Origin of the sequence: Schaalia sp. lx-260, assembly GCF_021083645.1 — a bacterium.
Classification (GTDB): Bacteria; Actinomycetota; Actinomycetes; order Actinomycetales; family Actinomycetaceae; genus Pauljensenia.
The window spans coordinates 161,567-186,782 of sequence record NZ_JAJNRQ010000001.1 but is presented as its reverse complement, the minus strand read 5'-3'; the positions used below and the strand labels follow the sequence as shown (position 1 = coordinate 186,782).

The following is a 25,216-nucleotide window of genomic DNA, read 5'->3' as shown; positions in this document are numbered from 1 at the left end:
AATAAGAATCGGCGCCTAAGAGTTTGTGGAGTACGAATGCCCAATAAACGCCCTACCCGCGAAGATGTTGCACGCGAAGCCGGAACATCTGTAGCTGTTGTCACTTACACCGTGAATAACGGGCCACGGCCTGTCGCACCTCACACACGAGCACGAGTTCTCGCCGCAATCAAGAAACTGGGGTATCAACCTAACCGAGCAGCACGCGCACTTGCGATGGGAAAAACCGGAACCTACGGCCTGATATTACCCAATATTACAAACCCATTTATTTCAGAAATTGCTCACGCAGTCCAAGCGCGCGTACACCACGAGGGCTACACCCTGTTGCTTGGAGACTCTGCTGACGACCCTGCACGTGAACGCCGCTTTCTTGAACAGTTTTTCGCACACCAGGTCGATGGTATTTTTTACATGGGGACCACCGAAAAACTCGCTTTTGACCTTCTGAGTCATTCTCCTGTTCGCGTGGTTGTCTTTGAAGATTCACGTCTTGACGGGAGATTTCCTTCCGTTCAAATTGATGAGGCACTTGCCGTCCAACAGCTTGCCGAGCATTTACAAGGACACGGCCATGAGCATATTGCAATGATGACAGGGCCAGGCGGCATATGGAATTCACATCTGCGTTTACGTGGCTGGTGTCAGGCAACCGGTTATGACGCTGATTCTGCATTAGTCACGTGGCAGGCTTATTCGCGTTTTGCCGGGTATCAGTGGCTCATGGACGCCCATGAACGTGGAGCCCTCCCTACTGCACTTATTACAGGTAATGAGCGTCAAGCAGTGGGTGTCCTCGCTGCGTGCGCAGATTTAGGTATGCGAGTCCCTGAAGATATGGCGATTGTTGCAGTTAACGGTTCTTCACATTCAGGTTTTACTGTTCCATCTTTAACCTCAATCCGTCAGCCGCTGGATGCAATGGCGAATCAGGCATTTGCACTTTTACATGACCCTGACCTTGCTCACGACACACAGGCACATGTTTTTGATTTCGATATAGTTACCGGCCAATCATGCGGTTGTATCAGTATGGACGCGCCTTCACGTCATGCTATTGCTTCGTGGCGTACACATGATTCTGGACGTTTAGACTCTGTTGCCGGCTTGTAGTTTTCCCGCTCTTTTCTTCTATATGAAGGCATAAGCACACAATATTTTGCCGTCTCAAGTGACTCTACCTTTTGGGCTATACGCCAGCCTTTTGCTCGCTACCCCTAACCGCTCCCCCTCATGCGCTAACGCATTATTTAGGGTAAAGCAGAGCATATGCGTGTTGCCCCGACCACTCACATGATCGGGGCAACACACTTGTAGTTTTCTCCGCAGTGGCCTAGTCACTGCCTTTCAACAGCGACTGTAACTAGGCCACATTGAAAACTCAGGCCTTTGCGGCAGCGATACGCTCGCGGAACTTCGCCAGCTGTTCGCGGATAGCTGCAGGAACCTTGTCACCAAACTGTGCGAAGTATTCCTCAGTATCATCCATTTCTGCTGACCATGCATCAGGATCAATGGCAAAGAGCTTCGCCCAGTGAGCCTCATCAATGTCCAGTCCGTCAAGGTTGAAGTCTTCAAACTTCGGGTAACGACCAGTCACACCGTCAATTGCTTCAACTTCACCGGTGGCACGACGAACGATCCAGTCCAGAACACGGGAGTTTTCGCCATAGCCTGGCCACAACCAGTTGCCGTCTTCATCCTTACGGAACCAGTTCACCTGGTAAACCTTCGGGAAGTTTTCGCCCAACTTGTCTTGCATTTCCAGCCAATGTCCCCAGTAGTCAGCCATGTTGTAACCACAGAAAGGCAGCATTGCGAATGGGTCATGACGCAGCGAACCTGCTTTAACGTCTGTTGCAGCAGCTGTCACTTCGGAAGCCACAGAAGCACCGATGAACACGCCGTGAGCTGGCTCGTACTGTTCAGCAACAAGCGGAACGTTGGTCGCGCGACGGCCACCGAACAAAATCGCGTCAACTGCTACACCCTGAGGAGCTTCCCAGTCGGAGCAAATAATCGGGCACTGTGCGGCAGGTACCGTGAAGCGGCTGTTCGGATGTGCAGCCTTTTCGCCTGACTCAGGAGTCCAGTCGTTACCGTGCCAGTCAATGAGGTGAGCCGGAACGTCACCGTCAATGCCTTCCCACCACACGTCGCCGTCATCAGTCAAAGCAACGTTTGTGAAGATGGAGTTGGCTTTCATGGTTTCCATAGCCATCGGGTTTGTGTCGTAAGAAGTACCCGGAGCCACACCGAAGAAGCCTGCTTCAGGGTTGATCGCGTAGAGACGGCCATCTGGTCCTGGACGCATCCATGCAATATCGTCGCCCACTGTTTCAACTGTGTAACCAGGAATGGTGGGTTGAAGCATAGCGAGGTTGGTCTTACCGCAAGCTGAGGGGAAGGCTGCGGTGACGTGGAACTGCTGGCCAGTGGTTTCACGGGTCAGGCGCAGGATGAGCATGTGTTCAGCCATCCAGCCATCACGACGAGCCATTGTGGAAGCGATACGCAGAGCGAAGCACTTCTTACCGAGCAGAGCGTTACCGCCGTAACCGGAACCGAAAGACCAAATTTCGTTGGTTTCAGGGAAGTGAGTGATGTACTTTTCTTCGTTGCAAGGCCATGCGGTATCTTCCTGGCCTTCTTCCAAAGGCACACCTACAGAGTGAACTGCAGGAACCCATGGCTTACCTTCAGCGATCAAATCCATTGCAGCTTGACCCATACGAGTCATGATGCGCATGTTGCAGACCACGTAAGGAGAGTCAGAGATTTCGATACCCAGCTGAGAAATAGGGCCACCCAATGGACCCATGGAGAAAGGAACCACGTACATGGTGCGGCCCTTCATTGCACCTGTGAATTTCTCTTTCAGGGTTGCTTTCATTTCCACGGGATCTGCCCAGTGGTTCGTCGGACCAGCATCTTCTTCTTTTTCAGAGCAGATGAAGGTACGAGATTCAACACGGGCCACGTCTGAAGGAAGTGAGCGAGCGAGGAAGCAGTTGGGGCGCTTTTCCTCATTCAGGCGTGTGAAAACACCTGATTCAACCATGAGGGATGTTAAACGATCCCATTCTTCTTGGGAGCCGTCGGCGAATTCGATGGCGTCCGGTGTAGTAAGGGCAGCAATTTCAGCAACCCAGTTAAGAACATCTTCGGGAGCGTTTGCCGGAGCGGCTGCGCGCACATCCTGTTCAGTCACGGACATATTGCCTCCTGAGGCACTCGGTATTTTTTGGGCACGCGAAAGTGTCCATCGTCTACATGTCAATATTGACTGATTCTGACGCAAAATGCGCGGGCAGTTGGTCCCGACAAAAAATGTGTCAGATCACACAACTCACCCTATTTGCTCACTTTTATCCACACTTTTCCCTCTCATCGACAGATAAAAAGTGCCCAATACGCCCCAAGTGCCCTAACCTGTATATGCCCGATGTATCTGTTCACTTCTCACTTGGAGGACACTCATGGGTATCCGAAAGCCCGAAGGACCCACGTTCTTCGACATGCTCACCAGTCAGGCTGAGCACCTTGTCACTGGCGTTGGCTTACTTTCATCCATCCTTGGATCTTCACTTCAAGAGCAGGTCGCAATCCGCGACAGGCTTCACGAAGTCGAGCATGCCGCTGATGAGATTAATCACGATATTATCCAGCGCCTCAACCAATCATTTATCACTCCATTTGATCGCGAAGACCTGCAAGAGCTCGCCTCATGTTTGGATGACTGCATGGACCTCATGGACGAATCAGGGGATTTATTCGTCCTGTACGGAATTCATGACATTCCTGAACAGATCATGACACTCCTAACCGAACAAGTCAGCGTCTTGGCTCGTTGCGCTGAACAGACAGCCCAAGCGATTCCTGACCTGAAAAATCCACTATCGCTACGCGACTACTGGGTGGAAATCAACCGCCTAGAAAACGATGGTGACCGGGCTTACCGTCACACTTTGACTGCACTCTTTGATTCTGGTCTTGATCCCGTCACGATCATTAAACTCAAAGACATCATCGAAGTCCTCGAAAAATGTTGCGACGCATTTGAGGACCTCGCTAACACCATTGAAACCATCGCGGTAAAGGAGTCCTGACCTCGTGGACATTAACCTCGTCCTCGTGGTCATGGTGATTGTCATTGCCTTAGCTTTTGACTACACCAACGGATTCCACGACGCAGCAAATGCTATTGCTACTTCAGTTTCAACCCGCGCACTCACACCACGTGCCGCACTCATTATGGCTGCAGTAATGAATGTGATTGGCGCTTTGCTTGGAACAGAAGTAGCCAAAACCATCGGGCAAGGCATTATTGATATTTCGCATTACACTTCTTCAGCAGATGTGGGTATGCAACGTGAAGGCCTTGTCATTGTCCTCGCTGCCCTTCTGGGTGCGGTGGCGTGGAATCTCATCACATGGTGGTTTGGCCTTCCTTCCTCGTCCTCACACGCGTTAATTGGGGGACTTGTCGGTGCAGGCTTAGTGTCAATGACAACGGTTCAGTGGGGCGGCATCACCGCTCATGTCATCATCCCCATGTTCACCTCACCGTGTATTGGCTTTTTCTTTGGCTACATCATCATGCGGATCCTCATGAGGTTCTTACGGAATTTGCCATACCACCGCACGATGCGCCAATTCCGTATTTTGCAGACCGCCTCAGCAGGCGCAATGGCACTTGGACACGGCTTGCAGGACGCTCAAAAAACTATGGGCGTCATCGTTATGGCTCTGGTTGCTGGAGGCTACGGTCATACCCACAATATTTTTGATGAGGCAACAGGCGATCTCACTGTTCCCTTGTGGGTGAAAATTGCCGCAGCACTCGCAATTTCAGCGGGAACATATTCAGGCGGTTGGCGAATTATGCGTACCCTCGGTCGCAAAATCATCGACTTGGATCCTGCTCGCGGTTTTGTCGCAGAAACAGTTTCCGCCGGCGTGCTGTATATAGCGGCTTTTGCCCTCCATGCGCCGATTTCTACCACTCACACCATTACCTCTGCAATCCTTGGTGTGGGTGCCACACGTCGTTTCTCGGCAGTACGTTGGGGTGTGGCTGGCAATATCGTTATCGCTTGGTTCTTGACTTTGCCTGCGGCGGCCGCAGTTGCTGCCGGCATGTTCTGGGTTATACGACTTTTCGTAGGGCCATAGGATGCTTTTCTCGTTGACTGCCAATAAGCGTCGCCACCGTTGCACTTTTATGCGCGTGGCGGCGCTTATGTGTCTACTCTCCGGTGTAGCTTTTTTATTTTCCGCTTGCTCGCACATATCAGTTACTGATCTCCACGTCGGTCAATGCATTGATATGCCGGGTGAAAATGAAACAGCTTCCCTTTCCACTCGTCATTGCTCTGAACCGCACACAGCAGAAGTAATTGCGCTCCTGCCTATTGACGCTTCGGATCTGCCATCTGTTTTTGAACTCGATAAGCAGGCTCACACCGCGTGCAGCGCAGAGTTCACACAATATGTAGGTGTTGATCCTGAGGATTCACTTTTAGAAATCGCATGGTTACGACCAACACCTGAATCATGGGCCGCAGGCGACCATTCGCTGACTTGTGTTGCTCGTTGCGCTCAAGATTCACCTCTCCTGACTCGTTCTGTTGCTCAATCACACATGTGAGCGCATATATCCCACGCCTGCTTATCACCTATCAACAAAGAGGCAACTAATCGTTTATCGCACTGTTTATGCGTAACTGGTAGGGGCTTCGGTTTTTTCTTTACCTGCGCGCTTACCCGTCGCTGAAGTAGGAGCGAAGAAGGTCACAGCACCACCCCACTGGCTCAAAGTGAATATAGTGCGTAGCTGGTCTGTATTTTTTCATTCCTGTGGGGTTATTTTTACCCGTAAAGCGTGGTGTTCACGAGCAATAATTTCAGGGCTATCCGTATGCGCAATATGGGCAACAATAAAGTCCGCAAAAGTATATGTGAGGATTTTTTGCTGTAACGTGTCCCGTTGAGGAACCAGTGTCGCTGCTTCCAGAGGCCCCACAAGGCTATGCAGACACTCATGATCTGCGCAAACAACAGTAGGAATATGCGGCTGGGCGACCAGTTTTTCCACCACCTGCTGTGCTTTCGACGCATCGGCAGTAATAGCTTCATAGGAAAGTTCCGCCAGCTTAATGACACGTCCTTGCGAAAGCGCAACCCACGGCCCTAAAGTCGCGGTGCAACTGGCCTGCGGCGATGTTAAAGCTGCTTCAATACCGAATGCTGAAAGTACGTCACTGATCCGCAATGCCTGATAATTCCCTAAACGGCTTAACGGTAAAGCCTCAGGTGTTCCCTCCCACAAGTCTTGAGGAATAGTTGCCGCATTCGAAAGCAAAGCAAGCGTGGATGTGACAAGGGTACCGTTTTGCGCGCGTGCGAGTAGTTCTTGCAAAAGTCGTCGATCACCACGGCGTGTCAGAAGTTCATGGGCTTGGTCAGGGGAAAGCCATTGCGCCTCGTCAATTTCACGCGACGATGCGTGCTGTACAGGACGGCGTGCGCGTAAAGGCACTGGCCCATCGTGAGTGAGTGTGTCCGTTGAATCAGACAGAGGCGTGCCTACCCAGTAAAAAACTTCTTTTGTTTGTCGAGTTCCTAGGCGATACCGCTGAGTGGTCAAAGGGGCCCACAATCGAACGGCATAACCAGTTTCTTCTTCCACTTCACGCACAGCGGCCTGCGCGAGAGGCTCTTGAGATTCTGATTTGCCTTTTGGCCACGACCAGTCATGGTATTTAGGCCGGTGTACAAGCAGAACGTCTATATCTTCTGCTTGAATTTTTTCGCCCGTAACCAGAGGCCTTTGTCGATCACGAAAACGCCACACAAGCGCACCAGCTGCACGCACAAGATGCGACGGCACAGGAGCAGGACGAGGACGAGACACCATCTAAGGGTATCGGTCCTACGCATGACCTGCATCCGAACTGACTTACTTCACGTATATTCCAAAGCTCTGCGCTTTTCATTCAAGGCGACCGTGAGCAGCTTCTTGTGCAGAACGTTCCAGTTCTTCTGCTGTTCGCACTAAAGCGTGTGAACGTAATGTCACAGGATAGGCAAGCGGGTCGGTAATATCTTCAATCCAGCTTCCCTCAGGATTATTTCCCGCAGCAATAATTCTCATCACACTTGAAGTCCACAGTAAAAGATTTTCGAGGTCGTCATCTGTTAGTTGTCCTGCAAATAAGTGTTCTAATTCATTGAGAAGCGCATTCAAACTTCCAGCGCTATGACGAGTTTCATATTTACCAAGGCCGTATTCTTGTAGCCCTAATTCATACAACCGCGTCACCACATGCAAGTCACGCACGCACCATTCATGGAATAGGTATGAACGCCACAGCGCACCCGGCAGCGTAAATTCCGGGCTACGTGCCCAAATATGGGCAATAATGTCCACTCCTTCAGTCGCAATTACTTCATGGAGACGCTGAATTACTTCAGCTCCGAAAGTGCTATCACTCACATTCAAAATGGCCCATGCGCAGGCATGAGCAAGCGCAGATTCCTGCGCTGGGTCAATATCTCCTACCAAAGATTCTGTTTGAGCAGGAGTCAAAATAGCCGGTCGTCGTGGACGCCGATTTTCGACCACGGGGATCACCTCGTACAATAGTTAGCGTACCCTTAAGGGGTTGGGCCTATAGCTCAAATGGTAGAGCAGCGGACTTTTAATCCGTGGGTTCGGGGTTCGAGTCCCCGTGGGCCTACAAAACCAGCTCTCATCTGCACAGATGGGAGCTGTTTTCATACTTACCCTTTCTTTCAGTCACATTACTTCACGTGACTTTTATTTGATGTGAAACATGCGTATTAACTGTATACGCATGTACACGAGGCCAAGTATGTCATCAAATAAAACCTCCCTTTCCATCCAAAAAGCGGAACAATACCTCCACTTTTAACAGTTACGTTACTCACAACACTGGCACCACAAAATCCTTTCCCACCATTTTCCACAGACAAGTCCCCCACCTTCCCTGCAGTCACTGTTAATCTTCAGATCAGCAGCCCCACTTATCGGATTCACAACTGACAGCAGTTTTCGTTGGTTTTAGGCTTGAACGGGCAGCCGCGGCAGCTCTGGCGGCTCCTTTGCCCCCGAGGGAACACTCACCCCTCAAGGCAAGCCACATGATGCGCTACACCTTTGACTGCCCCTCGGAGTAAATAACTGAGGCGCAGCTCATGGCAATTGTCATGGGGGCGGGTAGGGATTCCCGCGCGTTCACACCTCTGTACCTGAAGATGAGGACTGACCAGAAGGAACATCCTGACGTGAAGCCAACCACACAGCCACAGAAATACAAACCAACCCCACAAGCTGCCCTATGGTAGGAACCTGCCTCAGCAGGAAAGCTCCGATCACCGCAGAAGTTGCCGGCTCTAAAGCCGCAAGTAACGAAAATGTTGAAGCCGACAAACGAGTCATCGCAACTGCTTCCAAAGTGAAAGGTAAAGCTGTCGACAATACGCCGACAAGAATAACGCTCAGCAACAGCGAAACATCATAGAACGCTACACCTGCACCTGAACCAAGGAAAGGGGCATATACGAGGCAAGCTCCCGCACATCCTAAAGCCAAATTCGTTACTGCTGAACGTTTCGCTGCAATTTTCCGCCCAAGGACGATGTAACAGGCCCAAGACAGGCCTGATAGCCCCGCCCACAGCAAACCTGAAATCACAGCAGGATCGCCCGTATCAACCCCAAGCCCTCCAATACATGCCACACCTACACATGCAAGGAGCGCTGCCACACGCACCGACCAGCCACGACCACTCAACACCGCAACTGCTACTGGGCCAACAAATTCCAACGAAACAGCAGCCCCTAAAGGCAAAGTCACCAGCGCCTGATAGAAAGCCGCATTCATCGTCAAAATCGTGATACCGAAAAGCGTTGAACGCGCAAAATCAGCCCATGTGATACCTGATTGCCACGGCCTGCGCCATGCAACCAAAATAACTGCTGCTACTGTCACACGACACCAAGCAACAGAAGCCGGATGCATCGCATGAAAAAGGCTGATCGCTAAAGCTGCTCCCATGTACTGCGAAAGCGCCGATCCAATGATTAGGCCTGACGGTGGTAGGTGGCCAACCCCTCGATGTAGGTGATACGACAGATTCACTGGGGATCAGCCGGTGTAAAAGTAAGGCAGACAGAGTTCATGCAGTATCTTTGTCCGGTGGGCTGATCTGGTGCGTCATCAAAGATATGACCAAGATGACTATTGCAGGTAGCACAGCGAACTTCTGTGCGCCTCATACCGTGGGAATTATCTGTAAGAAATACGACGGCTCCTTCTTTTGCTTGATTAAAGCTGGGCCACCCACAATGTGAATCAAATTTTGTTGAGGAGTCAAAAAGTACAGCCCCGCATCCTTTGCAATGGAAAGTACCTACACGATTTTCGTTCAATAATTCGCCTGTGAACGGTCTTTCTGTGCCTGACTCACGAAGAACGTGATATTCCATTGGATTTAAGATTTTGCGCCATTCATTATCTGTGCGTTCGGCGGCTGAGCGTAGTGAAGGAAAGTTCTCCATAGTGCGAGTCCTCACAATGAATAAATAGTGATGGAAACAAGTGTATATACCTGTTTTACCAGAGATTTGTTCCTCTTTTCTTTTCAGCGACCTATCAGGCCATTCTTCATATATGCACTCATAAGTAGCGGAAGCCCAGAAGGGTACTTCTTTGCCTGTTATTTCCTTTGCCCGTATGTATCGTGCAGCTTTATTCCTCGTTAAAATTCACGTTAATTGATGAGGTGCTAGACTCGCCTTTATAGTTGCCTGTCGTAAAACTTCAGCAATTTGGAGAATAATTATGAGCCGCCCACTTGTCAGTATCGTCATGCGCACAAAGGACCGTGCAGTACTGTTAACCAGAGCAATCGCTGACTGCGCGCAACAACGGTACGAAGACTTTGAATTAATCATCGTCAATGACGGCGGCGCTCCAGAACCTGTAGATGCACTTCTTGAAAAACATTCAGCAGCTCTGAAGGGACGTGCGCGAGTATTCCATAATCCGCAATCTTTAGGTATGGAAGCGGCCTCAAACCTCGCTATTTCGCACTCCACAGGTAAATATATTTGTATTCACGACGACGACGATTCATGGCATCCTTCTTTCCTTGAAAAATGTGTGAATTATTTAGAGGAAAATCCGACCGCCGGTGGTGTCGCAGTACGTACACAGATCATTCACGAAAAAATCGAAGGTAACCGTGTCATTGAGCTCAGCAGAGAAATCGCGTGGCCGGGGATTTTTCAGTTTTCTTTATCAAAACTGATGGAATCAAATATTGCTGTCCCTATTTCCTGCATGTACCCACGTGCAGTCATTGATGATCTCGGTGGTTTCCGTGATGATTTGCCGGTGGTAGGTGACTGGGAATTCCACATCCGTTTAGCAGCGAAGTATCACGTGGAATTTATTGACGGCGAACCACTTGCCTACTGGCATCAGCGCCGCACACAAAAAGGCGCGCTCGGTAATTCAGTTTTCGCAGGAGCCGACAAGCACGCTTACTTTGATCTGCAAGTACGTGACGAGTACCTGCGCGATTTCGTAGAGCATCACGGTGTAGGGGCCTTGCTGTGGCAAGCAGCGATGTTCAATGACCTGGCGCGCCGACGTGAAACTTTCTTTTCATGGGCAAAAATGCGGGCCCGTAACTTCCTGCGCCATCGGAAGTAACACGCCCGCATCACCGCACGGCTAGGCCGCTACTTTTGCTCTGGGTATTCAATGCGTGGGCGTTGGAAGAATCCTTCAAAAGCCGCTTTCGTCAGTTTCAGTTTTAACTTACGGCTGACTGGGGCTCCACGCAGTTGTCGATATAATCCAGCAAAAAGGTCAACAAGGATCCGTGGTTTACGCAAGGATATGCCGGCGGACACTTGGTTTCGTGCCCCACGCGAATACTTCCAGAAGTTCGCTTCGGTGACTTCTGACCAAAAAACCCCTTTATTTTCTGGTGTGAGGTGATCCACGTACGAGTCGGTGACGAATATGCCTGGACGCCACTTTGACAGGCGGTAGGTGTACTCGGCGTCATCGAACCAAATGAAGTATTCCTTGTAGGGGAATCCACAGTGAGCGACAGCTTCACGGGTCACCAAGCAGGAAACAAATGAGGCGCAGTCAATGTCAATCCAGTTTTTCTGGTAAGGCACCGGTCGCACCCAATCCCATGTGGGGGTGGGGAAATTCATTTCACATGCGGAGCCGTCTGTCCATAAAACCATTGAGGCAGCGTAGGAAGGCATATCTCCCCCGCGAAATTCGGCGGCATCATGCAAAGTGGTCACTAGTTTTTCAAGCGCTTCTGGACGTGGCGCGGTATCGTCATCCATCACCCAGAACGCGTCATAGCCTTCTGTGTAACCGATTTTTATTCCTGCGTTAAAACCACCAGCGCCACCAGTGTTTTCGGCTAAACGATGTACCTGAAGGCTCGACACACTATCACGTGCAGCCAACATATGTTGAGTGTCATCAGTTGAGGCGTTATCAACCACAATGATTGCTGCTGGCGCGTAGGTTTGTGCTTCAAGTGCCGCCAGAGTTTTTTGTAGGAGCTCGCACCGGTTATAGGTGACAACTACAGCTGCAACCCGTAATTCTTTCATTGTTTGTCCTCAGCCTTCATTACGCATCCGTGCGACACATTCTTTCACAGGTCCGTCAAGGACCATTGTGCCACGCTCAAGCAAAATTCCACGGTCACATAGTTCACTCACCATATTCAAGTCATGAGAAACAATGACTAGCGTTTTACCTTCGCCTTGGAGCTGCCGAATACGTTGAATACATTTACGTTGGAATGGTTCATCACCAACAGAAAGAATTTCATCGATTAAAAAGACATCCGGATTCGTGTGGATGCACACAGAAAATGCGAGTCTGAGGAACATACCTGAGGAATAAAATTTCACCTCAGTATCAATGAATTTTTCAATTTCAGAAAAGGCAACAATTTCATCGAAGGATTCTTCAATTTGAGCTTTCGTCATCCCTAAAATCGCACCGTTAAGAAATATATTTTCGCGGCCGGTGAGATCAGGATGAAAGCCAGCACCTACCTCGATAAGACCCGCAATTCGACCGCGATAACCAACGGTCCCCGACGTTGGCTGTAAAACACCTGAGATGAGTTTCAGCATTGTTGATTTACCTGAGCCGTTGAAGCCCAGCAATGCCACGCTTTCGCCTTTCTTAATGTCAAAAGAGACATCATCAAGGGCGCGGAAGTAGTCAGTTTGCGCTTGATTACGCCGAGTAAATCGCCAAACCAGTCGATCTTTCAAAGTATGCGTATGGCGAAGTGAGAATTCTTTTTTCACATGGGAAACATGCACTGCCACATGTGTACTGTCTTTAATGTGCTGAGGATTCATCACAACTCCTGTGCAAAATTTCCGTCATAATGCCGGAAAGTTCGCTCTCCTAGAACAAGCATTGCCAACGAAATAACGCATCCAATGGCAACCCACATACCAAAATGCGGAAGTAATGATGCGCGCACTCCGGCTGTGGGATGCCAGAATGCGTAATGAAAGAGTTCAACGCATACGCTTAATGGATTACTCATGTAGACATACCAGAGCCAGCGCAAAGGGCCTGTAAAAACTGCATCGACCATAGTCCACATGTACAGGACCGGTGAAGCCCAGGTCGCAATCATGAGGAGCAGATCAACAAAGTTCTCTGTATCGCGGAACATGACATTCAAGGCTGCGGCGCACAGGCCAAGCCCCAATGCAAAAAGGGTCATTATGACAAAACCCGCAACGATAGCTAAAAGGTTCAAAAACCCTGGTCGCCACCCAAAAAGAAGCGCCCCTACGGATAAGATCACGAGTTGCGGAAATAAATGAACGATCGCCACGCGCACACTGGAGATAGGGAATAACTCGCGCGGCAAATAGATTTTTCGCACAAGTTCTTTATTTTGAACAATTGATCGTGTTGCTTGTCCGAAAATCTCGCTAAAGTAGTTAATGAGCACAACACCTGAAAACATGTACACCACGTAGTTTTCAATTGCACGGCTCATTCCCATGAACTTACCAATTGCAACATAGAAAACCAGGAATTGTGTTGCAGGTTTAGCGTAAGACCAGAGCATTCCCAAGTAGGAACCACGGTAACGGATACGTAATTCTTTCTTGACAATCAAATTCAGCAGGTATCGCTGCTGAATAACTCCCCAGAGTCCTTGTGATTTACCAGGTATCGTAAATCCAGAAAGGTTTCCTGCTGCCATTAGTCTTGACTTCTCATTTCACTCGTCGCGCTAGGAAAATGTGGCGCGATAATACTACCTACATAATTCCATACTGAAACGGTTGCCATGCGCATATTCATCGCTTTACATAGGTAGAAGGTCCAACAAGTGACATATGAAGTTTACCTTCCGTCACTTGAGAACTTGTTCGCACCTGACCGTTACTCTCATACACATTCACATGATTGTCGGCATCCTCGCCAGCAAAAAGCCTCTTTTATGAACAAAGTGAACGGGTTTATTCACCAGCATCTCGCTTTCTTGTGGTGGCGTTGTGAAGTGTTCTGCCTGCACACAGGCATAATACCGGATGAAATTTCACCTACTGTTCGGTTGCACCGTAACTTTTCTCGTCGATATGATTAAAACCAAAGCTCGTCCAAAGCTGTGCCAAGCGGGAGGAAACATGAGTTTTCCGCAAGTATCAATAATCCTTCGCACTAAGAACCGCAACCGCTTTTTACGGCGAGCGCTTGAATCGATCGATTCCCAAGTATTCACCAATTACGAATTGCTCATTATTAACGATGGCGGCGCAGAAGAACCGGTAGCGCAACTTCTGGCAGAAAAGAGCGTCTTATCGCAAAAAACTCGCCTGATAACGAATCCGATCTCTCGTGGGCGAGATGGTGCTTGGCGGCAAGGTGTTCACGAGGCTTCAGGTACTTTTTACGCTGTACATGACGACGATGATACGTGGGACCCTGAATTCCTCCAGAAAACAACAGATTTCTTACATGCGCATCCGACACATAGTGCCGTTGCAGTACGTCTGGAAGTTATTGCTGAAGAACAAAACGGTGACGATTTCACCGAATTATTCCGTTGGATATACCAGCCTCACGACAATTATCTTTCGCTTGGTAATTTCCTGCGAGCAAATAAGACTGTTCCTATTGCGACGCTCTACCGTACAGAAGCTGCTCGTGAAGCGATGCCTGAAGGAAACTTCCCTGTCGTTGAAGATTGGCTACTGAACCTTAGTCTTGCTTTGAAAGGTCCTTTTGGGTTTATCGAAGGTAAACCGCTTGCTTTTTGGCATCAACGCCCCAATGATTTCAGTGTCGATACGGGGAATTCCATTACTTCATTATCCCAGTTGCATCAACAGCTTGATTCACAGATACGCGATACGTATTTACGCGAGTATGTCAGCGAATATGGTTTGGGATTGGTACTGCATCTCAGCGGTTTACATGAACGTCTCTCATGTAAGCTCGACCGGCAGGAAAGAGAAATAGCTGACCTGCACCGGCAAATGCAGTCTTTATCAGAAGAAATTCGCACATTGAACGAATACCGTCACACGATAACTAACCTTTCACAGCAAATGCAGACCCTCATTGAGGACCTGCGCACTATCCCGCGTCCTGTTCATACGGTGGTGCGCCTCAGTAGTGCTGTTATTCGGAAGGTGCGTAGGTGGAGGCACCGCAATTAGCCGCGTAAAAAGCGCTTATGGCCTGTAAAGTTTTTGCGTAGGCCTGCCCAGATTGCGCTCACTGATATTTTCCACCGTGACATGCTGGGAACTACGAATGTGTAGAACCAAGCGGTTTTCACCCAGAAACCAATGACATGTAATATGCTGCGGTATTCCAGAAGGTTCACCGTGTTATTGCGTGCCATGCAGTAGTGTTTCAAATCGCTGGGTGAATGATTGTACGTGGTTTTACCGAACATCATGGGCGCACCTAAATCATCGGTAGCTGGATGCAGGAAATGTGCATCAACTACTGTTGCTACTCGCGCTCCTGCCCTTGCTGCGCGCCACAGATATTCAACGTCGTCACCCCAAATAAAGAATTCCGCACGGGGCACACCGATTTTTTCCACAAGACTACGTTTTACCAGTACGCCGTTGAAAGGAATCACAACACCTTCCACGCTTCCTGCGTTTGAATATTCAACCAGTTCAGCGAGTGTGCGTGAAGCGGTGGCATGACGTGGTACTCGCACAGGGAAACAGAGTTTTTCTGGATTTTGTTCAGCTAAAACAGCGGGTCCCCAAAAGTCAAAATCGTTTCGGTATTCAAGGAGGGTGCCTAAGCAGTCAAGGTCTGGGAGTCCGTCATCGTCCATCATCCAGGTCAGTTCGTAACCTAAAGAATATGACCATTCAAGTCCGACGTGGAAGCCTCCTGCGCCTCCCATATTTTGTTCAAGTAGGTGAACTTTTACTCGCTCATTGTTGAGGGCGCTTAGCCATTGGGGTGTGCCATCGGTTGAGGCATTATCGACTATGAGGATCGCGTCCAGTTCTTGTATGTCAAGTAGTCGCGGAATTAGTCGTTGGAGGTAGGACAAACGATTGAAGGTGACAACAACCGCTGCTATCTGCATCTGTTTTTTCTGCTCACCCACGGTGAACTCCTAACGATTTGCTTTCAATACCGCGAATAGCTTCGTGAAATGCCTTTTGACAAAAGAAATAAGTTTTCCTTCACATACGATCAAAGGAACAGATTTCCAGCGTAATGGCAGCCACATAATCCGACTGTACGTGCTTTGAGGTCGTGCAATACGTAAACATTCAATTGTTCGTTGAGCTTGCAGAAGTTCGGCGATTTCTTTACGTTGTTCTGTTTTTTTGAGAACTGACTGGGGGCTGAGAATGTTTTCAAAGCACCCGAATAGCCGTTCAATATAGCGGCGCGCAATCATTTCTTGCGCATCAGTATTTTCGATTTCCCAATGACGGTACAGGTCTTGCATCCACCGGTCTTCTTCAATTCGTTTTTCGGTGACACCTGGGCGATATTTCGCTGTTTCGCTTTCAGCTCGTGCGCGAATGAAATGGTAGTAAGACTTCTCGGTGACGCAGACTGTATCAATGTCACGAATCACATCAAGAACAAAAGGAAAGTCATCCCAAAATGTCGGGGTGAAACGAATCGAATGATCTTCGAGGTAGCTTCGTAAAAATAACTTATTCCACGGGGTATACAGTAAATTCGCGTCAAATAGCTGGTGGGCATTCATGCGAAAATCTTGAGGCCCCGCGTAGTAGCGCGTGGGAACACTTTTTATTTCGGAATGAAAACGTGACTGCGAGTAGTACGTGTCGATGTAGAATCCGGCAACAACAAGCTGAGCTTGATTATCTTCAGCGATTGTGAGCATATCCGCGAGCATCGTGGGTTCAGCCCAGTCGTCACCATCCATGAAGTAGACGTATTTTCCTACTGCTCGATCTAATGCGAAATTACGAGCAGCGGGTGCGCCACCATTTTGGTTGTGAAAAACAGTGATTCGTGAGTCTGTCATCGCATAACGATCAGCGATTGTGCCGGAGGCGTCCTTGGAGCCGTCATCAACTATGAGGAACTCAAAATCTTGGCAGGTTTGCGCTTGTACGCTTTCAATCGCACGAGCGATGAAGTTTTCAACACCATACACCGGCATAATGATGCTGATTGTTGGAGAACTCATCGTCTTACCACCATCCTCGTCATGCATTTACCTCCACTTATTCACTGTGTGAGGTTGAATGAAATGACCTCATTACATTCAGCGTCGCATGAAAGCTATTCGCACATCGTGATTTCTACAAGTTTAGCTTTTCCAACCTGCTGAATGACTTTACCCACTCCACTATTGTCCACTTCATCAAATGACGGGTAGCGTTTTTCGGCGTTCCATCCACTGCCGCCCCATATGTACGAATCGTCAAGGTCAAGGATGTAACGCGCTCCTTGCCGATTGAGTATATTGCAGACTTCCTGACGTTTTGTGGAGTCTTTTAATGAGGTAGCAAGGAGCTCATAGTCTGAGTCTCGGAAATCGACTTCCATTTTCGGGAACACTGTGCGCGTATGGCCGATTGCCCACGCAAATGGCGCGCCTTCCCAGGGGTTACCAAGGACAGCTGAACCTTGTGGCAAATTCTGTGACATCCATTGGAAAAGCGCGAGTTCATCTGAATCAACAAATGAGGAATTTGTGATCCGGAAGTTGTCGGCTACTCGATGCCACACGCTTGTTAGTGAATGATTAACGGGAATACATATTGAAAGAAGCACTAACACTACGGCGATCAAAGTATTCGAGCGTAGGACAAGGAAGTGTTTCTGTAGCCATTCGATGAAACAGAAAATTGCGTAGGCTGCAAAAATCGGGGCTAGCACGATTAAAGCCCCTGCTAGACGAGGAAGATCGCAGTACCAGATTCCAGCCCAGTACACGTGGATTGGGCCGGGAGGGGCTGCAAAGCACGCGATGAAAAGGCATGACCATATCGCGTAGCAAGCAACCGTCCAGCGCGCACGCCCATGTATGAGGGACAGCAGCATACCTAATGCCACCATAATTCCTAGTGGCAGCATTTCAGACAGGGTATATATACCGAAATCATTTGTCGGGTTACCGCCTGTTAAAGTCCCAAGTTGCATAAGTGCTTGAATGATATTTCCTTGCGGAGAAGAGTATTCATAGCCTCGACGCATTACGGAAATGGGGCCTACCTTATCAAGAGCAAAATTCAGAGCGGTTAATAAGAGGGCGGTGAAAACTGTTGCCCCTAGCGTATTGATGATTTTGCGTAGGAGTGTCACATCTGGGGAATGATTCATCCTGCGAGCAAGGTAGACACCTGCAATCACACAGAATGTGATAGCGAAAAGGACCGCAGCATTGGCTTGTGTGATAACCATAGCGACTGCGCCCGCAGCTGCAAGCAGGGCGTACCACCCTGTAATACGTGAGAAGCGTCGTAGGCCAAGGACAGTGAAGGCAATGCTTGCTGGCAAAAGTGCGTATGAGAGCAGGTTGGAGTAAAGAACGCCATACCAGATGAAACCCAAAGGAAATTGTGGGAATGCGAGGGATAAAGGAATCGATAAAAGGGTTACCAGACGCTTACCGAAAGCGACTCGCGCAAGTGTTGAAGTAGTTAGCGGCCAGTACAGGAAGGAAACAATAACAGTGAAAGCATTGGTAGCTACCGAAACAGGTACGCCCACGCTGAGGCAAATCAAACTGATTAAATCATGCCAGGCACCCGGATAGTAGTAGTGACGTCGCGGAAGCGTGACATCGTAAAGGTCCATATTCAAGGTTGAAGCGTTACCGGTATCAAGTATTGCTTGGACTGCATTAAGGTGGTACGTGTTATCCCAGGTTTGCGAGAATGCTCCAGGCATTTTGATTTGCCATGCAAAGTGAATCGTTATCGTCACGCAAATGATCGCAAGTAATCCCCAGCGTAAAAAGTCAGTGTGTGTATAACTAAAAGCACCGGAGTTTTCTGGCACACCAGACTTTTCATCTCGAATTGCACGGCGGAAAATCAGTCGAATAAGTAGAGCAAGCAGAGCAGTCCCCGCGATTCCCGCAACGACCGGTATAAAGCCCCAGGACACACCCAGCACGGCTGCAAAAACAGCGCTGGTCGTCACAATTATCACGCTTCCGATCGGCGCAAAAACAGCGAGGAGGTCACGCCGAACTCCAAGTATCAGGCTTGGTATTAAGCCTGGAAGCCAGAAAACTGCTCCCGCTATCACAAGGGCAAGCGGAAACAAAAGCCAGCTATGAAAAAAATCCAGAGCACTCAGCATTATTAACTACTCCACTGTACTTTCGCGCACATTACTCCCCTTAAACTACCATCCAACGGCCGCGGAGCATGTGTGACACAGATCCGACTGTGCACATGTTTTTGACTCCGATAGGTTAAAAGTTATCGACGGTTTTTCTTGCGTGCTTTCTTTGGAGCAGAGGCGTTATCTGAAGGTTCTGTCGTATCTACGGCTTGCATTTGTCTGGTCTGTGTTAAAGATTCCTCGGCAGGGATAACGCGCACATTACTGTCGTGTTCTTCTGAGGTTTTTCTTTCAGGTTCCATGCCAGCGGCAAAGTTTTCGTCCTGTTTTATGCGAGTATCACGCAGACGTGTCATTTCTTCACGTTCGGCTAGGACTTCTTGGCCGGGTCCTTCCCACATACTTGAGCGTTCTTTTGCTTCAGCAGACCCAGAGTACAGGCGTTCACCCTTGCCGTCCGTTACCAGTAGGTTTTCGGGGCTGTGTGTTCGATGCGTTTGAATCACTCGCATCACCGTTGTCGCGCTCAGCATCTGAGTGCCGTCTTCATCTGCATGCGCATCTTCACCTTCAGGAGCTGATTGTAGTTTTCCTCCTTCAGCCAGTTCACGTTGGCGCACAGCCATTGCTCGTCTGCGTGCTCGCTTTGAGCGGCGGCGAGAGGCTTGGAGTCGTGCTGCGTGTACGGGATCTGTCACATTGTGTTCATCAGCGGCTGTTTTATGTGAAATTTGCGTGTCCTCGTGTGCGTTCTCGTCTGAAATTCCTGCTAATTCGGCGGCGAGGCGGGCGATTTCTTCACGTGAGGTGTCGTGTTCTACGAGCTGTATTTCTTGTGGTTGTATCCGCTGCGCCGGACGTGCCCACGGTTCTTCACAGACGATCCATTGGATCAGTTTTTCTCTGATATAGCAGCGTAAATCCCATAGGTCACCTGATGTGCGAGCTGAAACGAGGATGCTCACTGTCACTGTGTTCGTGTCGGCTGCACTGATTTGCACAGCCCACGTGCGCCCGTCCCATAGGTCGCTGGAAAGCAACAGTTTCTCCACGTATTGTCGGATGAGGGCCATTGGCGCTGACCAGTCCAGTTGGATTTCTACTCGCCCTAAGCGAGTGGCTGTGCGTCGTGTCCAGTTCTCGAAAGTTGTTGAGGTGAAGTGGGTGGAGGGCACGATGAAGCGACGTTCATCCCATACTCTGACAACCACATAGCTGAGTGTGATTTCTTCCACTGCTCCAGATTCACCATTTGGACCGACAACTACCACATCTCCTACGCGGATAGCGTCAGTAAAAGCCAGTTGCAAACCGGCAAAGACATTTCCCAGTGTTTGCTGGGCGGCGAGGCCCGCCACAACCGAGAGGAGGCCTGCTGAAGCAAGAACTGTTGTCATTGCGATTCTGACGGTTTCAAAGGTGTATAGAGCTGTGCATACGCCAACGACGACGACAAGAACCTGAACGAGGCGGCGAATGATTTGCGCTTGTGTTTCAAAGCGGCGTGCTCGACCGTGGTCAGAACTTTGTCGCAGACGCGCGGCATCTTGGAATATCCATGCTGCTTTGTAGGCAATGGCGGTCAGAGCCAAGATACCTAGGACAACAATGCTGTGAAGCACAACAAGGAGCGCGGAAGTATGTGACCAATTCGCCAAATCTGTGTTGAGGAGGGCGATTTGTAGTCCTCCCCATGCGCCCCACAGCATCAAAGCCACATAGACAGCTACCCGGATTCTTTTCATCAGAGCAGCCAGAACAGCTGAACGGCGTGTGAGATTTCGTGCAATTACGGCCATGATTGTGGTCACTATGAAAGCGATTGCTGCACCTGCCAGCGTCGCCCCTGTGAGGAAAACAAGGTCGATTGTGTTTTCCACGGCTTCGGCGGCGGTGCCACTTTGTGCTTCTTCTTCCGCGCTTTTTAGCAGAAATGAGAACAAATTATGCGCAGCATTCATCAGGTCCGTCATATGTACAGATTAGGCGGATACGCAGCGGTGGTGACGGAGCAATATTTGATAGGTGATAGGAGTCACATCAAATCGTTTTGCTTCTTGAGGTGAAATCTGCCTATGATCTTCCACGTTCACCGGACATTGTTCGGGCCAACAGGCCCCCATCGTCTAGCGGCCTAGGACACCGCCCTTTCACGGCGGCGACACGGGTTCAAATCCCGTTGGGGGTACGAACTTCATGTCGGAGATGTGAAGATATAATTCAATAGGTCTTACACCTGTTGTAAGGCCCCGTAGCGCAGTCGGTTAGCGCGCCGCCCTGTCACGGCGGAGGTCGCGGGTTCGAGTCCCGTCGGGGTCGCCACCAGACCACTGGTCCGGTAATTGGCTCTGTAGCTCAGTTGGTAGAGCGTTCGACTGAAAATCGAAAGGTCACCGGATCGATACCGGTCGGAGCCACTGAGTAAAGCCCGCGAGAAATCGCGGGCTTTTTGCTTTATCTCACGTAGACAGGATTAGCAATCTTCGGCATGTCAAGGAGCGCCTGAGCTACCTCAGTCGTTGTTATAAGATGCGTCACAATTCCAGAAAAACAGATGGAATGAATGGCATTCGCTTTTTCACTTTGACCTGCAACCGCTGTCACCATTGGAGTTGCAAGAAGCTGTTCTACACTGACAGCAAGGCGACAATCATTGATATGTGTATCAACATAGCGACCTTCACGATCAAAGAAGATACCGCCAAACTCAACATACACGCCTTTGTTATCCAATTCTTCTTGATCCTCAGGGGCAATATGTTGAGCAAGTTGGTTCACACGAGGACGCCACGCACCAATCGACAGAAAAGCCATGTCAAGACTGTCATACAGTTTCATCACTTCTGCGACAGCTGGTTCTTCCTTCAATGCCTGAGCCAGAGAAGGGGTTGCTGACAAAAGCGGGGCAATCAGAGCTTTTGCAATTGAGCCTGAGCGCCGCTGTATCCCTCCAATAATTTCGATCGGTGATTGAGAAGGATCATTGCCGACAACACCTGTCAGTTGAACGAAAATAGCTGGAGGAATGTCACCTAAATATTCAGCAATAGGTAGCAGAGTCCTCCCCCACGACATCCCTACTTTGAAACCTCTACGCACATGTCGTGATAACAGATCTGCAGCTGCAGCACCAAGAGCACGTCGCTCTAAAACAATGTCACGCGAAGGCGCAACGAGGACAACCTGCTGAATACCCAGATGTTCTTGCAGTGCCACACTGAGATCAGCTTGTTGATCTTGTGGCGACCGAATAGTGATCTGAACGATTCCTTTATCTTTTGCCTCTTGCAGGCAACGCGCCACTTTAAAGCGCGAAATCCCATATTGCTGAGCAATCTCTACTTTACTGAGATCTTCAAGATAAAAACTGCGCGCAATCCGCGCAAGAAAAGACTCAGAGGTATTTTCTTCAGGCTCTGGTACGGAACTAGTCATAGTGGATTGTGTCATCACATCTAAGAATACATCAAATAATGCTCATATGAGCAAAAAATGTCTGCTTGCACTCTCAATCGAGCATTGCTATGCTCACACATATGAGCACATGGAAGTGCTCATATGAGCACTTAGGAGTAATTATGCGTCGTCTCGCACTCGGAATTGATTTCGGCACCGAATCTGCGCGCACACTGCTCGTTGACCTTGATACAGGAACGGAAATCACCACTGCAATCTCACTTTACCCACACGCAGTAATGGACCGTACCCTCTGGAGAACAGGAACCCCATTACCGGCACAATGGGCTTTACAAGATGCCGACGACTGGCTGATAAGCCTGAAAGAATCCGTCACTCAAGCAATAAAGACCGCACAGAGCCTCGGATATCATCCGCATGAGATCACCTCCATTGGAATCGACACAACTGCATGCACAGTTGTCCTCACCGACACAGATCTCAATCCCCTTTCTCGATATCCAGACCTACACAAAAATCCCTACGCTTACGCGCGCCTGTGGAAAGACCACGCTTCTCAAAGCTATGCCGAAAAAATCAATAGAATCACCGCTGAAATACCCGAGTTTTTAGAATTTTACGGGGGCGCTCTTTCTCCTGAATGGATGCTCCCCAAAGCACTATTCCTCATGTGCGAAGCCCCGGAAATCTTCACACAAGCACAACGATTAATAGAACAAAGTGATTGGATAGTTTCTCAACTCATCGGGCATGAAGTACGAGGAAAACACACAGCCGGCTACAAAAGCTGCTACCGCACAGAAAAGCACAGTTACCCTTCACCTGAAACTCTCGAAGCAATCCATCCAGGATTTTCCAATGTTCTTGACAAACTCGGACAGGAATTTCTCGAACCTGGTGAACAAGCCGGAACGCTCACCCCCACCTGGGCACAAAAGCTAGGCCTTCCAGCCCATCTTCCTGTTGCCATTGGCAATATGGACGCACACGTCGCACTTCTTGGAAGCGGATGCACAGAGCCTGGAACCCTCGTCGCAGTGATGGGCACAAGCGTCTGTAACCTCATCATGGCAAAGCAACGAGAAGCCGTCAAAGGTATTCAAGGAGTCGTCTACAACGGAATAATCCCAGGATACTGGGCTTATGAGGCAGGGCAAGCAGGCGTAGGAGACACTTTCGGCTGGTTCGTTCAAACACTACAAGCCACTCACTCAAACGAAAACAAAACAAATATTGCAGATACTTTTCGTACCCTCGAAAAAGAAGCCTCTGCAATCACACCAGCTTCCACAGGGATCATTAGTCTTGATTGGCTAAATGGAAACCGTTCTGTCCTCATCAACTCAGATCTTTCAGGTGCTTTTATTGGTCTGACACTGCGTTCTACACGCGCTGACATATACCGTTCACTCCTCGAAGGCGTAGCCTTCGGACAACGCGTCATCCTTGAATCATTTGAATCCTGTGGGATACCCGTTAACCGCATCATCACATGTGGAGGCCTACCGCATAAAAGCCCTCTCCTCATGCAAATCATGGCGGATGTCACCGGACGAGAAATCGAAGTCACTCAATCTTCCAACACGCCAGCTCTCGGAGCAGCATTACATGGCGCTCTCGCTGCAGGAACAATATCCGACTGGAAATCTGCAGCCGAACTGGTCAAAAGAAATAACACAAGCTACACACCTCAGCCTCAAGCCCACGAAGCTTACAGCGACCTATACACGCTGTACTTACGTATCCATGACTGGTTCGGCATTGAAAACCCAGACCTTATGAAAGAGCTACGCACAATGCATCAAAAAGCTCAACTACATGACTATCAGTAACAACAGTTCATTATCAGTCACGAAAGGAAAATCATGACACGACATCACACCGCCACTCTCATTGCAGCAGCAGTGGCAACACTCGCATTGAGTGCCTGCTCACCACAGGGGCCTCAAGGAAACAGTTCACCTATGTCAGGAAGTACTGCCTCAAATACTTCCACTCAGGTCGTGAATATTGTGAAGCTATCAGGTGGCGATTGGTTCAACCGGATGGATATTGGAAACAAAGAGTACGCTGCCGAACACGGCATCAGCGTGACACAGACAGCAGGCGATGACGCCTCCGAAGAAAAACAGATCGCCATCATTAATGATCTAATCGCACAAAAACCCACTGCCATGACGATTATCCCCAATTCACCTGAATCATTGGAAAACGTCATTGCCCGCGCTAAATCTGCTGGAATCATCATCGTCACAGGTGAAGCTTCCGGAATGAAAGGTGTAGACGCAGATATCGAAGCCTTCGTTAACCAAGACTACGGAGCACACCAACTAGATAAACTCGCTGAATGTATGGATCAAAGCGGCCAATACGCACACTTCGTTGGCTCGCTGACTGTGAAATCCCATAACGAGTGGGTCGAAGGAGCCAACGCGCATCTATCCGCATACCCAAATATGACAAATATTGGCGAACCTATCTCATCGGATGAATCTCAAGAAACCGCATATCAACGCACCAAGGAAATCCTGGCCCGCTACCCCGATATCAAAGGATTCATCGGTTCGGCCTCAACCGATATTGCAGGAATTGGACGTGCTATCCAAGAAGCAGGAAAACAAAACAGCACCTGTGTTGTCGGCACTTCAACCCCTGCAATTATTGGAAAACTGATTGAAGATGGCTCAGTAGATGTCATCACCGGATGGGACCCTGCACTTCAAGGAAAAGCTATGCTCGCAGCCGTCCAAAAAATACTCAATGGTGAGCAGATCACTGACGGCGCAGACTTAGGTATCTCCGGCTACAACAAGATCAAACAGGACAAAAACTCTACCACGACATTCTACGGGAATGCGTGGATTGATATTACCAAAGAAAACACAAAGGACTACCCATTCTGAGGTAGCCCTACACGAG

At 49.3% G+C, this 25,216-nt stretch carries 21 protein-coding genes and 4 tRNA genes; 12 read left to right on the top strand and 13 right to left on the bottom strand.

Features of this window, described 5'->3' with window-relative positions:
* The first annotated feature begins 36 nt into the window (after positions 1 to 36).
* Entirely contained in the window at positions 37 to 1,113 is a 1,077-nt protein-coding gene (locus LRP57_RS00755) for a LacI family DNA-binding transcriptional regulator (protein WP_231204096.1), read from the top strand.
* 268 nt (positions 1,114 to 1,381) lie between these two features.
* Here the strand turns inward: LRP57_RS00755 and LRP57_RS00750 are convergent, their stop codons facing one another.
* Complete coding sequence (locus tag LRP57_RS00750; protein WP_231204094.1) at positions 1,382 to 3,217, bottom strand: phosphoenolpyruvate carboxykinase (GTP); 1,836 nt, start codon at positions 3,215 to 3,217, stop codon at positions 1,382 to 1,384.
* A 262-nt stretch (positions 3,218 to 3,479) separates the two neighbouring features.
* On the opposite strand from LRP57_RS00750, the gene LRP57_RS00745 reads away from it, so the two are divergent.
* From LRP57_RS00745 to LRP57_RS00735, 3 genes are read left to right on the top strand one after another with little or no spacing between them, the layout of a single operon-like run.
* Positions 3,480 to 4,109: a DUF47 domain-containing protein gene (locus LRP57_RS00745; protein WP_231204092.1), complete on the top strand. Its 630-nt coding sequence runs from the start codon at positions 3,480 to 3,482 to the stop codon at positions 4,107 to 4,109.
* A 4-nt stretch (positions 4,110 to 4,113) separates the two neighbouring features.
* Positions 4,114 to 5,175: an inorganic phosphate transporter gene (locus LRP57_RS00740; RefSeq protein ID WP_331274728.1), complete on the top strand. Its 1,062-nt coding sequence runs from the start codon at positions 4,114 to 4,116 to the stop codon at positions 5,173 to 5,175.
* 1 nt (position 5,176) lies between these two features.
* The gene (locus tag LRP57_RS00735; protein WP_231204089.1) at positions 5,177 to 5,650 is read left to right on the top strand and encodes a septum formation family protein; all 474 of its coding nucleotides are present in this window, start codon (positions 5,177 to 5,179) and stop codon (positions 5,648 to 5,650) included.
* Positions 5,651 to 5,851: 201 nt separating this feature from the next.
* Here the strand turns inward: LRP57_RS00735 and LRP57_RS00730 are convergent, their stop codons facing one another.
* Together LRP57_RS00730 and LRP57_RS00725 are read right to left on the bottom strand one after the other, a co-directional pair.
* Positions 5,852 to 6,916: an NUDIX hydrolase gene (locus LRP57_RS00730; protein WP_231204087.1), complete on the bottom strand. Its 1,065-nt coding sequence runs from the start codon at positions 6,914 to 6,916 to the stop codon at positions 5,852 to 5,854.
* Between the two features lie 78 nt (positions 6,917 to 6,994).
* Positions 6,995 to 7,627 carry a hypothetical protein gene (locus LRP57_RS00725; protein WP_231204085.1) on the bottom strand — a complete coding sequence of 211 codons (633 nt, stop codon included), beginning with the start codon at positions 7,625 to 7,627 and terminating at the stop codon, positions 6,995 to 6,997.
* A 42-nt stretch (positions 7,628 to 7,669) separates the two neighbouring features.
* Between LRP57_RS00725 and LRP57_RS00720 the strand changes: the two genes are divergently transcribed.
* A tRNA-Lys gene (locus LRP57_RS00720) sits at positions 7,670 to 7,742 on the top strand.
* A 518-nt stretch (positions 7,743 to 8,260) separates the two neighbouring features.
* Here LRP57_RS00720 and LRP57_RS00715 read toward each other — a convergent pair.
* Together LRP57_RS00715 and msrB are read right to left on the bottom strand one after the other, a co-directional pair.
* Positions 8,261 to 9,166, bottom strand: coding sequence for an EamA family transporter (locus tag LRP57_RS00715; protein WP_331274727.1), 906 nt, complete (start codon positions 9,164 to 9,166; stop codon positions 8,261 to 8,263).
* Positions 9,163 to 9,585: a peptide-methionine (R)-S-oxide reductase MsrB gene (msrB, locus tag LRP57_RS00710; protein WP_231204083.1), complete on the bottom strand. Its 423-nt coding sequence runs from the start codon at positions 9,583 to 9,585 to the stop codon at positions 9,163 to 9,165. The genes LRP57_RS00715 and msrB overlap by 4 nt, the downstream gene beginning before the upstream one ends.
* A gap of 283 nt (positions 9,586 to 9,868) precedes the next feature.
* Between msrB and LRP57_RS00705 the strand changes: the two genes are divergently transcribed.
* Positions 9,869 to 10,744, top strand: a complete 876-nt coding sequence (locus LRP57_RS00705; RefSeq protein ID WP_231204080.1) for a glycosyltransferase family 2 protein — start codon at positions 9,869 to 9,871, stop codon at positions 10,742 to 10,744.
* A 29-nt stretch (positions 10,745 to 10,773) separates the two neighbouring features.
* Here LRP57_RS00705 and LRP57_RS00700 read toward each other — a convergent pair whose 3' ends face one another.
* Genes LRP57_RS00700 through LRP57_RS00690 form a run of 3 tightly spaced genes read right to left on the bottom strand, consistent with a single transcriptional unit; the run spans position 10,774 to position 13,316 of the window.
* Positions 10,774 to 11,679 (bottom strand): glycosyltransferase family 2 protein, encoded by a 906-nt coding sequence (locus tag LRP57_RS00700; protein ID WP_231204078.1) that lies wholly within the window; start codon positions 11,677 to 11,679, stop codon positions 10,774 to 10,776.
* 9 nt (positions 11,680 to 11,688) lie between these two features.
* Complete coding sequence (locus LRP57_RS00695) at positions 11,689 to 12,414, bottom strand: ABC transporter ATP-binding protein (RefSeq protein ID WP_231204076.1); 726 nt, start codon at positions 12,412 to 12,414, stop codon at positions 11,689 to 11,691.
* Between the two features lie 32 nt (positions 12,415 to 12,446).
* Positions 12,447 to 13,316 carry an ABC transporter permease gene (locus LRP57_RS00690; protein WP_231204074.1) on the bottom strand — a complete coding sequence of 290 codons (870 nt, stop codon included), beginning with the start codon at positions 13,314 to 13,316 and terminating at the stop codon, positions 12,447 to 12,449.
* 427 nt (positions 13,317 to 13,743) lie between these two features.
* Here LRP57_RS00690 and LRP57_RS00685 point away from each other — a divergent pair, with 427 nt between their 5' ends.
* Positions 13,744 to 14,778, top strand: a complete 1,035-nt coding sequence (locus LRP57_RS00685; RefSeq protein WP_231204071.1) for a glycosyltransferase family 2 protein — start codon at positions 13,744 to 13,746, stop codon at positions 14,776 to 14,778.
* On the opposite strand, the gene LRP57_RS00680 is transcribed toward LRP57_RS00685, so the two are convergent.
* The 4 genes from LRP57_RS00680 to LRP57_RS00665 form a co-directional block, all read right to left on the bottom strand.
* Positions 14,775 to 15,701, bottom strand: a complete 927-nt coding sequence (locus tag LRP57_RS00680) for a glycosyltransferase (protein ID WP_231204069.1) — start codon at positions 15,699 to 15,701, stop codon at positions 14,775 to 14,777. The two genes, LRP57_RS00685 and LRP57_RS00680, sit on opposite strands and share 4 nt — an antisense overlap.
* 9 nt (positions 15,702 to 15,710) lie before the next feature.
* Positions 15,711 to 16,796, bottom strand: coding sequence for a glycosyltransferase family 2 protein (locus LRP57_RS00675; protein ID WP_231204067.1), 1,086 nt, complete (start codon positions 16,794 to 16,796; stop codon positions 15,711 to 15,713).
* Between the two features lie 68 nt (positions 16,797 to 16,864).
* Positions 16,865 to 18,895, bottom strand: a complete 2,031-nt coding sequence (locus LRP57_RS00670; RefSeq protein ID WP_231204065.1) for a DUF6541 family protein — start codon at positions 18,893 to 18,895, stop codon at positions 16,865 to 16,867.
* Between the two features lie 122 nt (positions 18,896 to 19,017).
* On the bottom strand, positions 19,018 to 20,853 hold the full coding sequence (locus LRP57_RS00665; protein ID WP_231204063.1) for a mechanosensitive ion channel family protein: 1,836 nt from the start codon (positions 20,851 to 20,853) through the stop codon (positions 19,018 to 19,020).
* 142 nt (positions 20,854 to 20,995) lie between these two features.
* On the opposite strand from LRP57_RS00665, the gene LRP57_RS00660 reads away from it, so the two are divergent.
* From LRP57_RS00660 to LRP57_RS00650, 3 genes are all read left to right on the top strand, one after another.
* Positions 20,996 to 21,068, top strand: a tRNA-Glu gene (locus LRP57_RS00660).
* Positions 21,069 to 21,125: 57 nt separating this feature from the next.
* A tRNA-Asp gene (locus LRP57_RS00655) sits at positions 21,126 to 21,202 on the top strand.
* A gap of 22 nt (positions 21,203 to 21,224) precedes the next feature.
* Positions 21,225 to 21,297 (top strand) — tRNA-Phe (locus tag LRP57_RS00650).
* Between the two features lie 37 nt (positions 21,298 to 21,334).
* Here LRP57_RS00650 and LRP57_RS00645 read toward each other — a convergent pair.
* Positions 21,335 to 22,315, bottom strand: a complete 981-nt coding sequence (locus tag LRP57_RS00645; protein WP_231204062.1) for a sugar-binding transcriptional regulator — start codon at positions 22,313 to 22,315, stop codon at positions 21,335 to 21,337.
* 101 nt (positions 22,316 to 22,416) lie between these two features.
* On the opposite strand from LRP57_RS00645, the gene LRP57_RS00640 reads away from it, so the two are divergent.
* Together LRP57_RS00640 and LRP57_RS00635 are read left to right on the top strand one after the other, a co-directional pair.
* Positions 22,417 to 24,129: a ribulokinase gene (locus LRP57_RS00640; protein ID WP_231204059.1), complete on the top strand. Its 1,713-nt coding sequence runs from the start codon at positions 22,417 to 22,419 to the stop codon at positions 24,127 to 24,129.
* Between the two features lie 33 nt (positions 24,130 to 24,162).
* Positions 24,163 to 25,200: a substrate-binding domain-containing protein gene (locus LRP57_RS00635; RefSeq protein WP_231204057.1), complete on the top strand. Its 1,038-nt coding sequence runs from the start codon at positions 24,163 to 24,165 to the stop codon at positions 25,198 to 25,200.
* Positions 25,201 to 25,216 lie beyond the last annotated feature (16 nt).

Excerpts from the sequence above, each read along its gene's own strand:
- LRP57_RS00750 (WP_231204094.1), bottom strand. The coding sequence starts at position 3,217 with ATGTCCGTGACTGAACAGGATGTGCGCGCAGCCGCTCCGGCAAACGCT.
- LRP57_RS00745 (WP_231204092.1), top strand. The coding sequence starts at position 3,480 with ATGGGTATCCGAAAGCCCGAAGGACCCACGTTCTTCGACATGCTCACC.
- LRP57_RS00670 (WP_231204065.1), bottom strand. The coding sequence starts at position 18,895 with ATGCTGAGTGCTCTGGATTTTTTTCATAGCTGGCTTTTGTTTCCGCTT.
- LRP57_RS00685 (WP_231204071.1), top strand. The coding sequence starts at position 13,744 with ATGAGTTTTCCGCAAGTATCAATAATCCTTCGCACTAAGAACCGCAAC.
- LRP57_RS00735 (WP_231204089.1), top strand. The coding sequence starts at position 5,177 with ATGCTTTTCTCGTTGACTGCCAATAAGCGTCGCCACCGTTGCACTTTT.
- LRP57_RS00665 (WP_231204063.1), bottom strand. The coding sequence starts at position 20,853 with ATGACGGACCTGATGAATGCTGCGCATAATTTGTTCTCATTTCTGCTA.
- LRP57_RS00690 (WP_231204074.1), bottom strand. The coding sequence starts at position 13,316 with ATGGCAGCAGGAAACCTTTCTGGATTTACGATACCTGGTAAATCACAA.
- LRP57_RS00700 (WP_231204078.1), bottom strand. The coding sequence starts at position 11,679 with ATGAAAGAATTACGGGTTGCAGCTGTAGTTGTCACCTATAACCGGTGC.
- LRP57_RS00705 (WP_231204080.1), top strand. The coding sequence starts at position 9,869 with ATGAGCCGCCCACTTGTCAGTATCGTCATGCGCACAAAGGACCGTGCA.
- LRP57_RS00645 (WP_231204062.1), bottom strand. The coding sequence starts at position 22,315 with ATGACTAGTTCCGTACCAGAGCCTGAAGAAAATACCTCTGAGTCTTTT.
- LRP57_RS00640 (WP_231204059.1), top strand. The coding sequence starts at position 22,417 with ATGAGCACATGGAAGTGCTCATATGAGCACTTAGGAGTAATTATGCGT.
- msrB (WP_231204083.1), bottom strand. The coding sequence starts at position 9,585 with ATGGAGAACTTTCCTTCACTACGCTCAGCCGCCGAACGCACAGATAAT.
- LRP57_RS00755 (WP_231204096.1), top strand. The coding sequence starts at position 37 with ATGCCCAATAAACGCCCTACCCGCGAAGATGTTGCACGCGAAGCCGGA.
- LRP57_RS00675 (WP_231204067.1), bottom strand. The coding sequence starts at position 16,796 with ATGCATGACGAGGATGGTGGTAAGACGATGAGTTCTCCAACAATCAGC.
- LRP57_RS00635 (WP_231204057.1), top strand. The coding sequence starts at position 24,163 with ATGACACGACATCACACCGCCACTCTCATTGCAGCAGCAGTGGCAACA.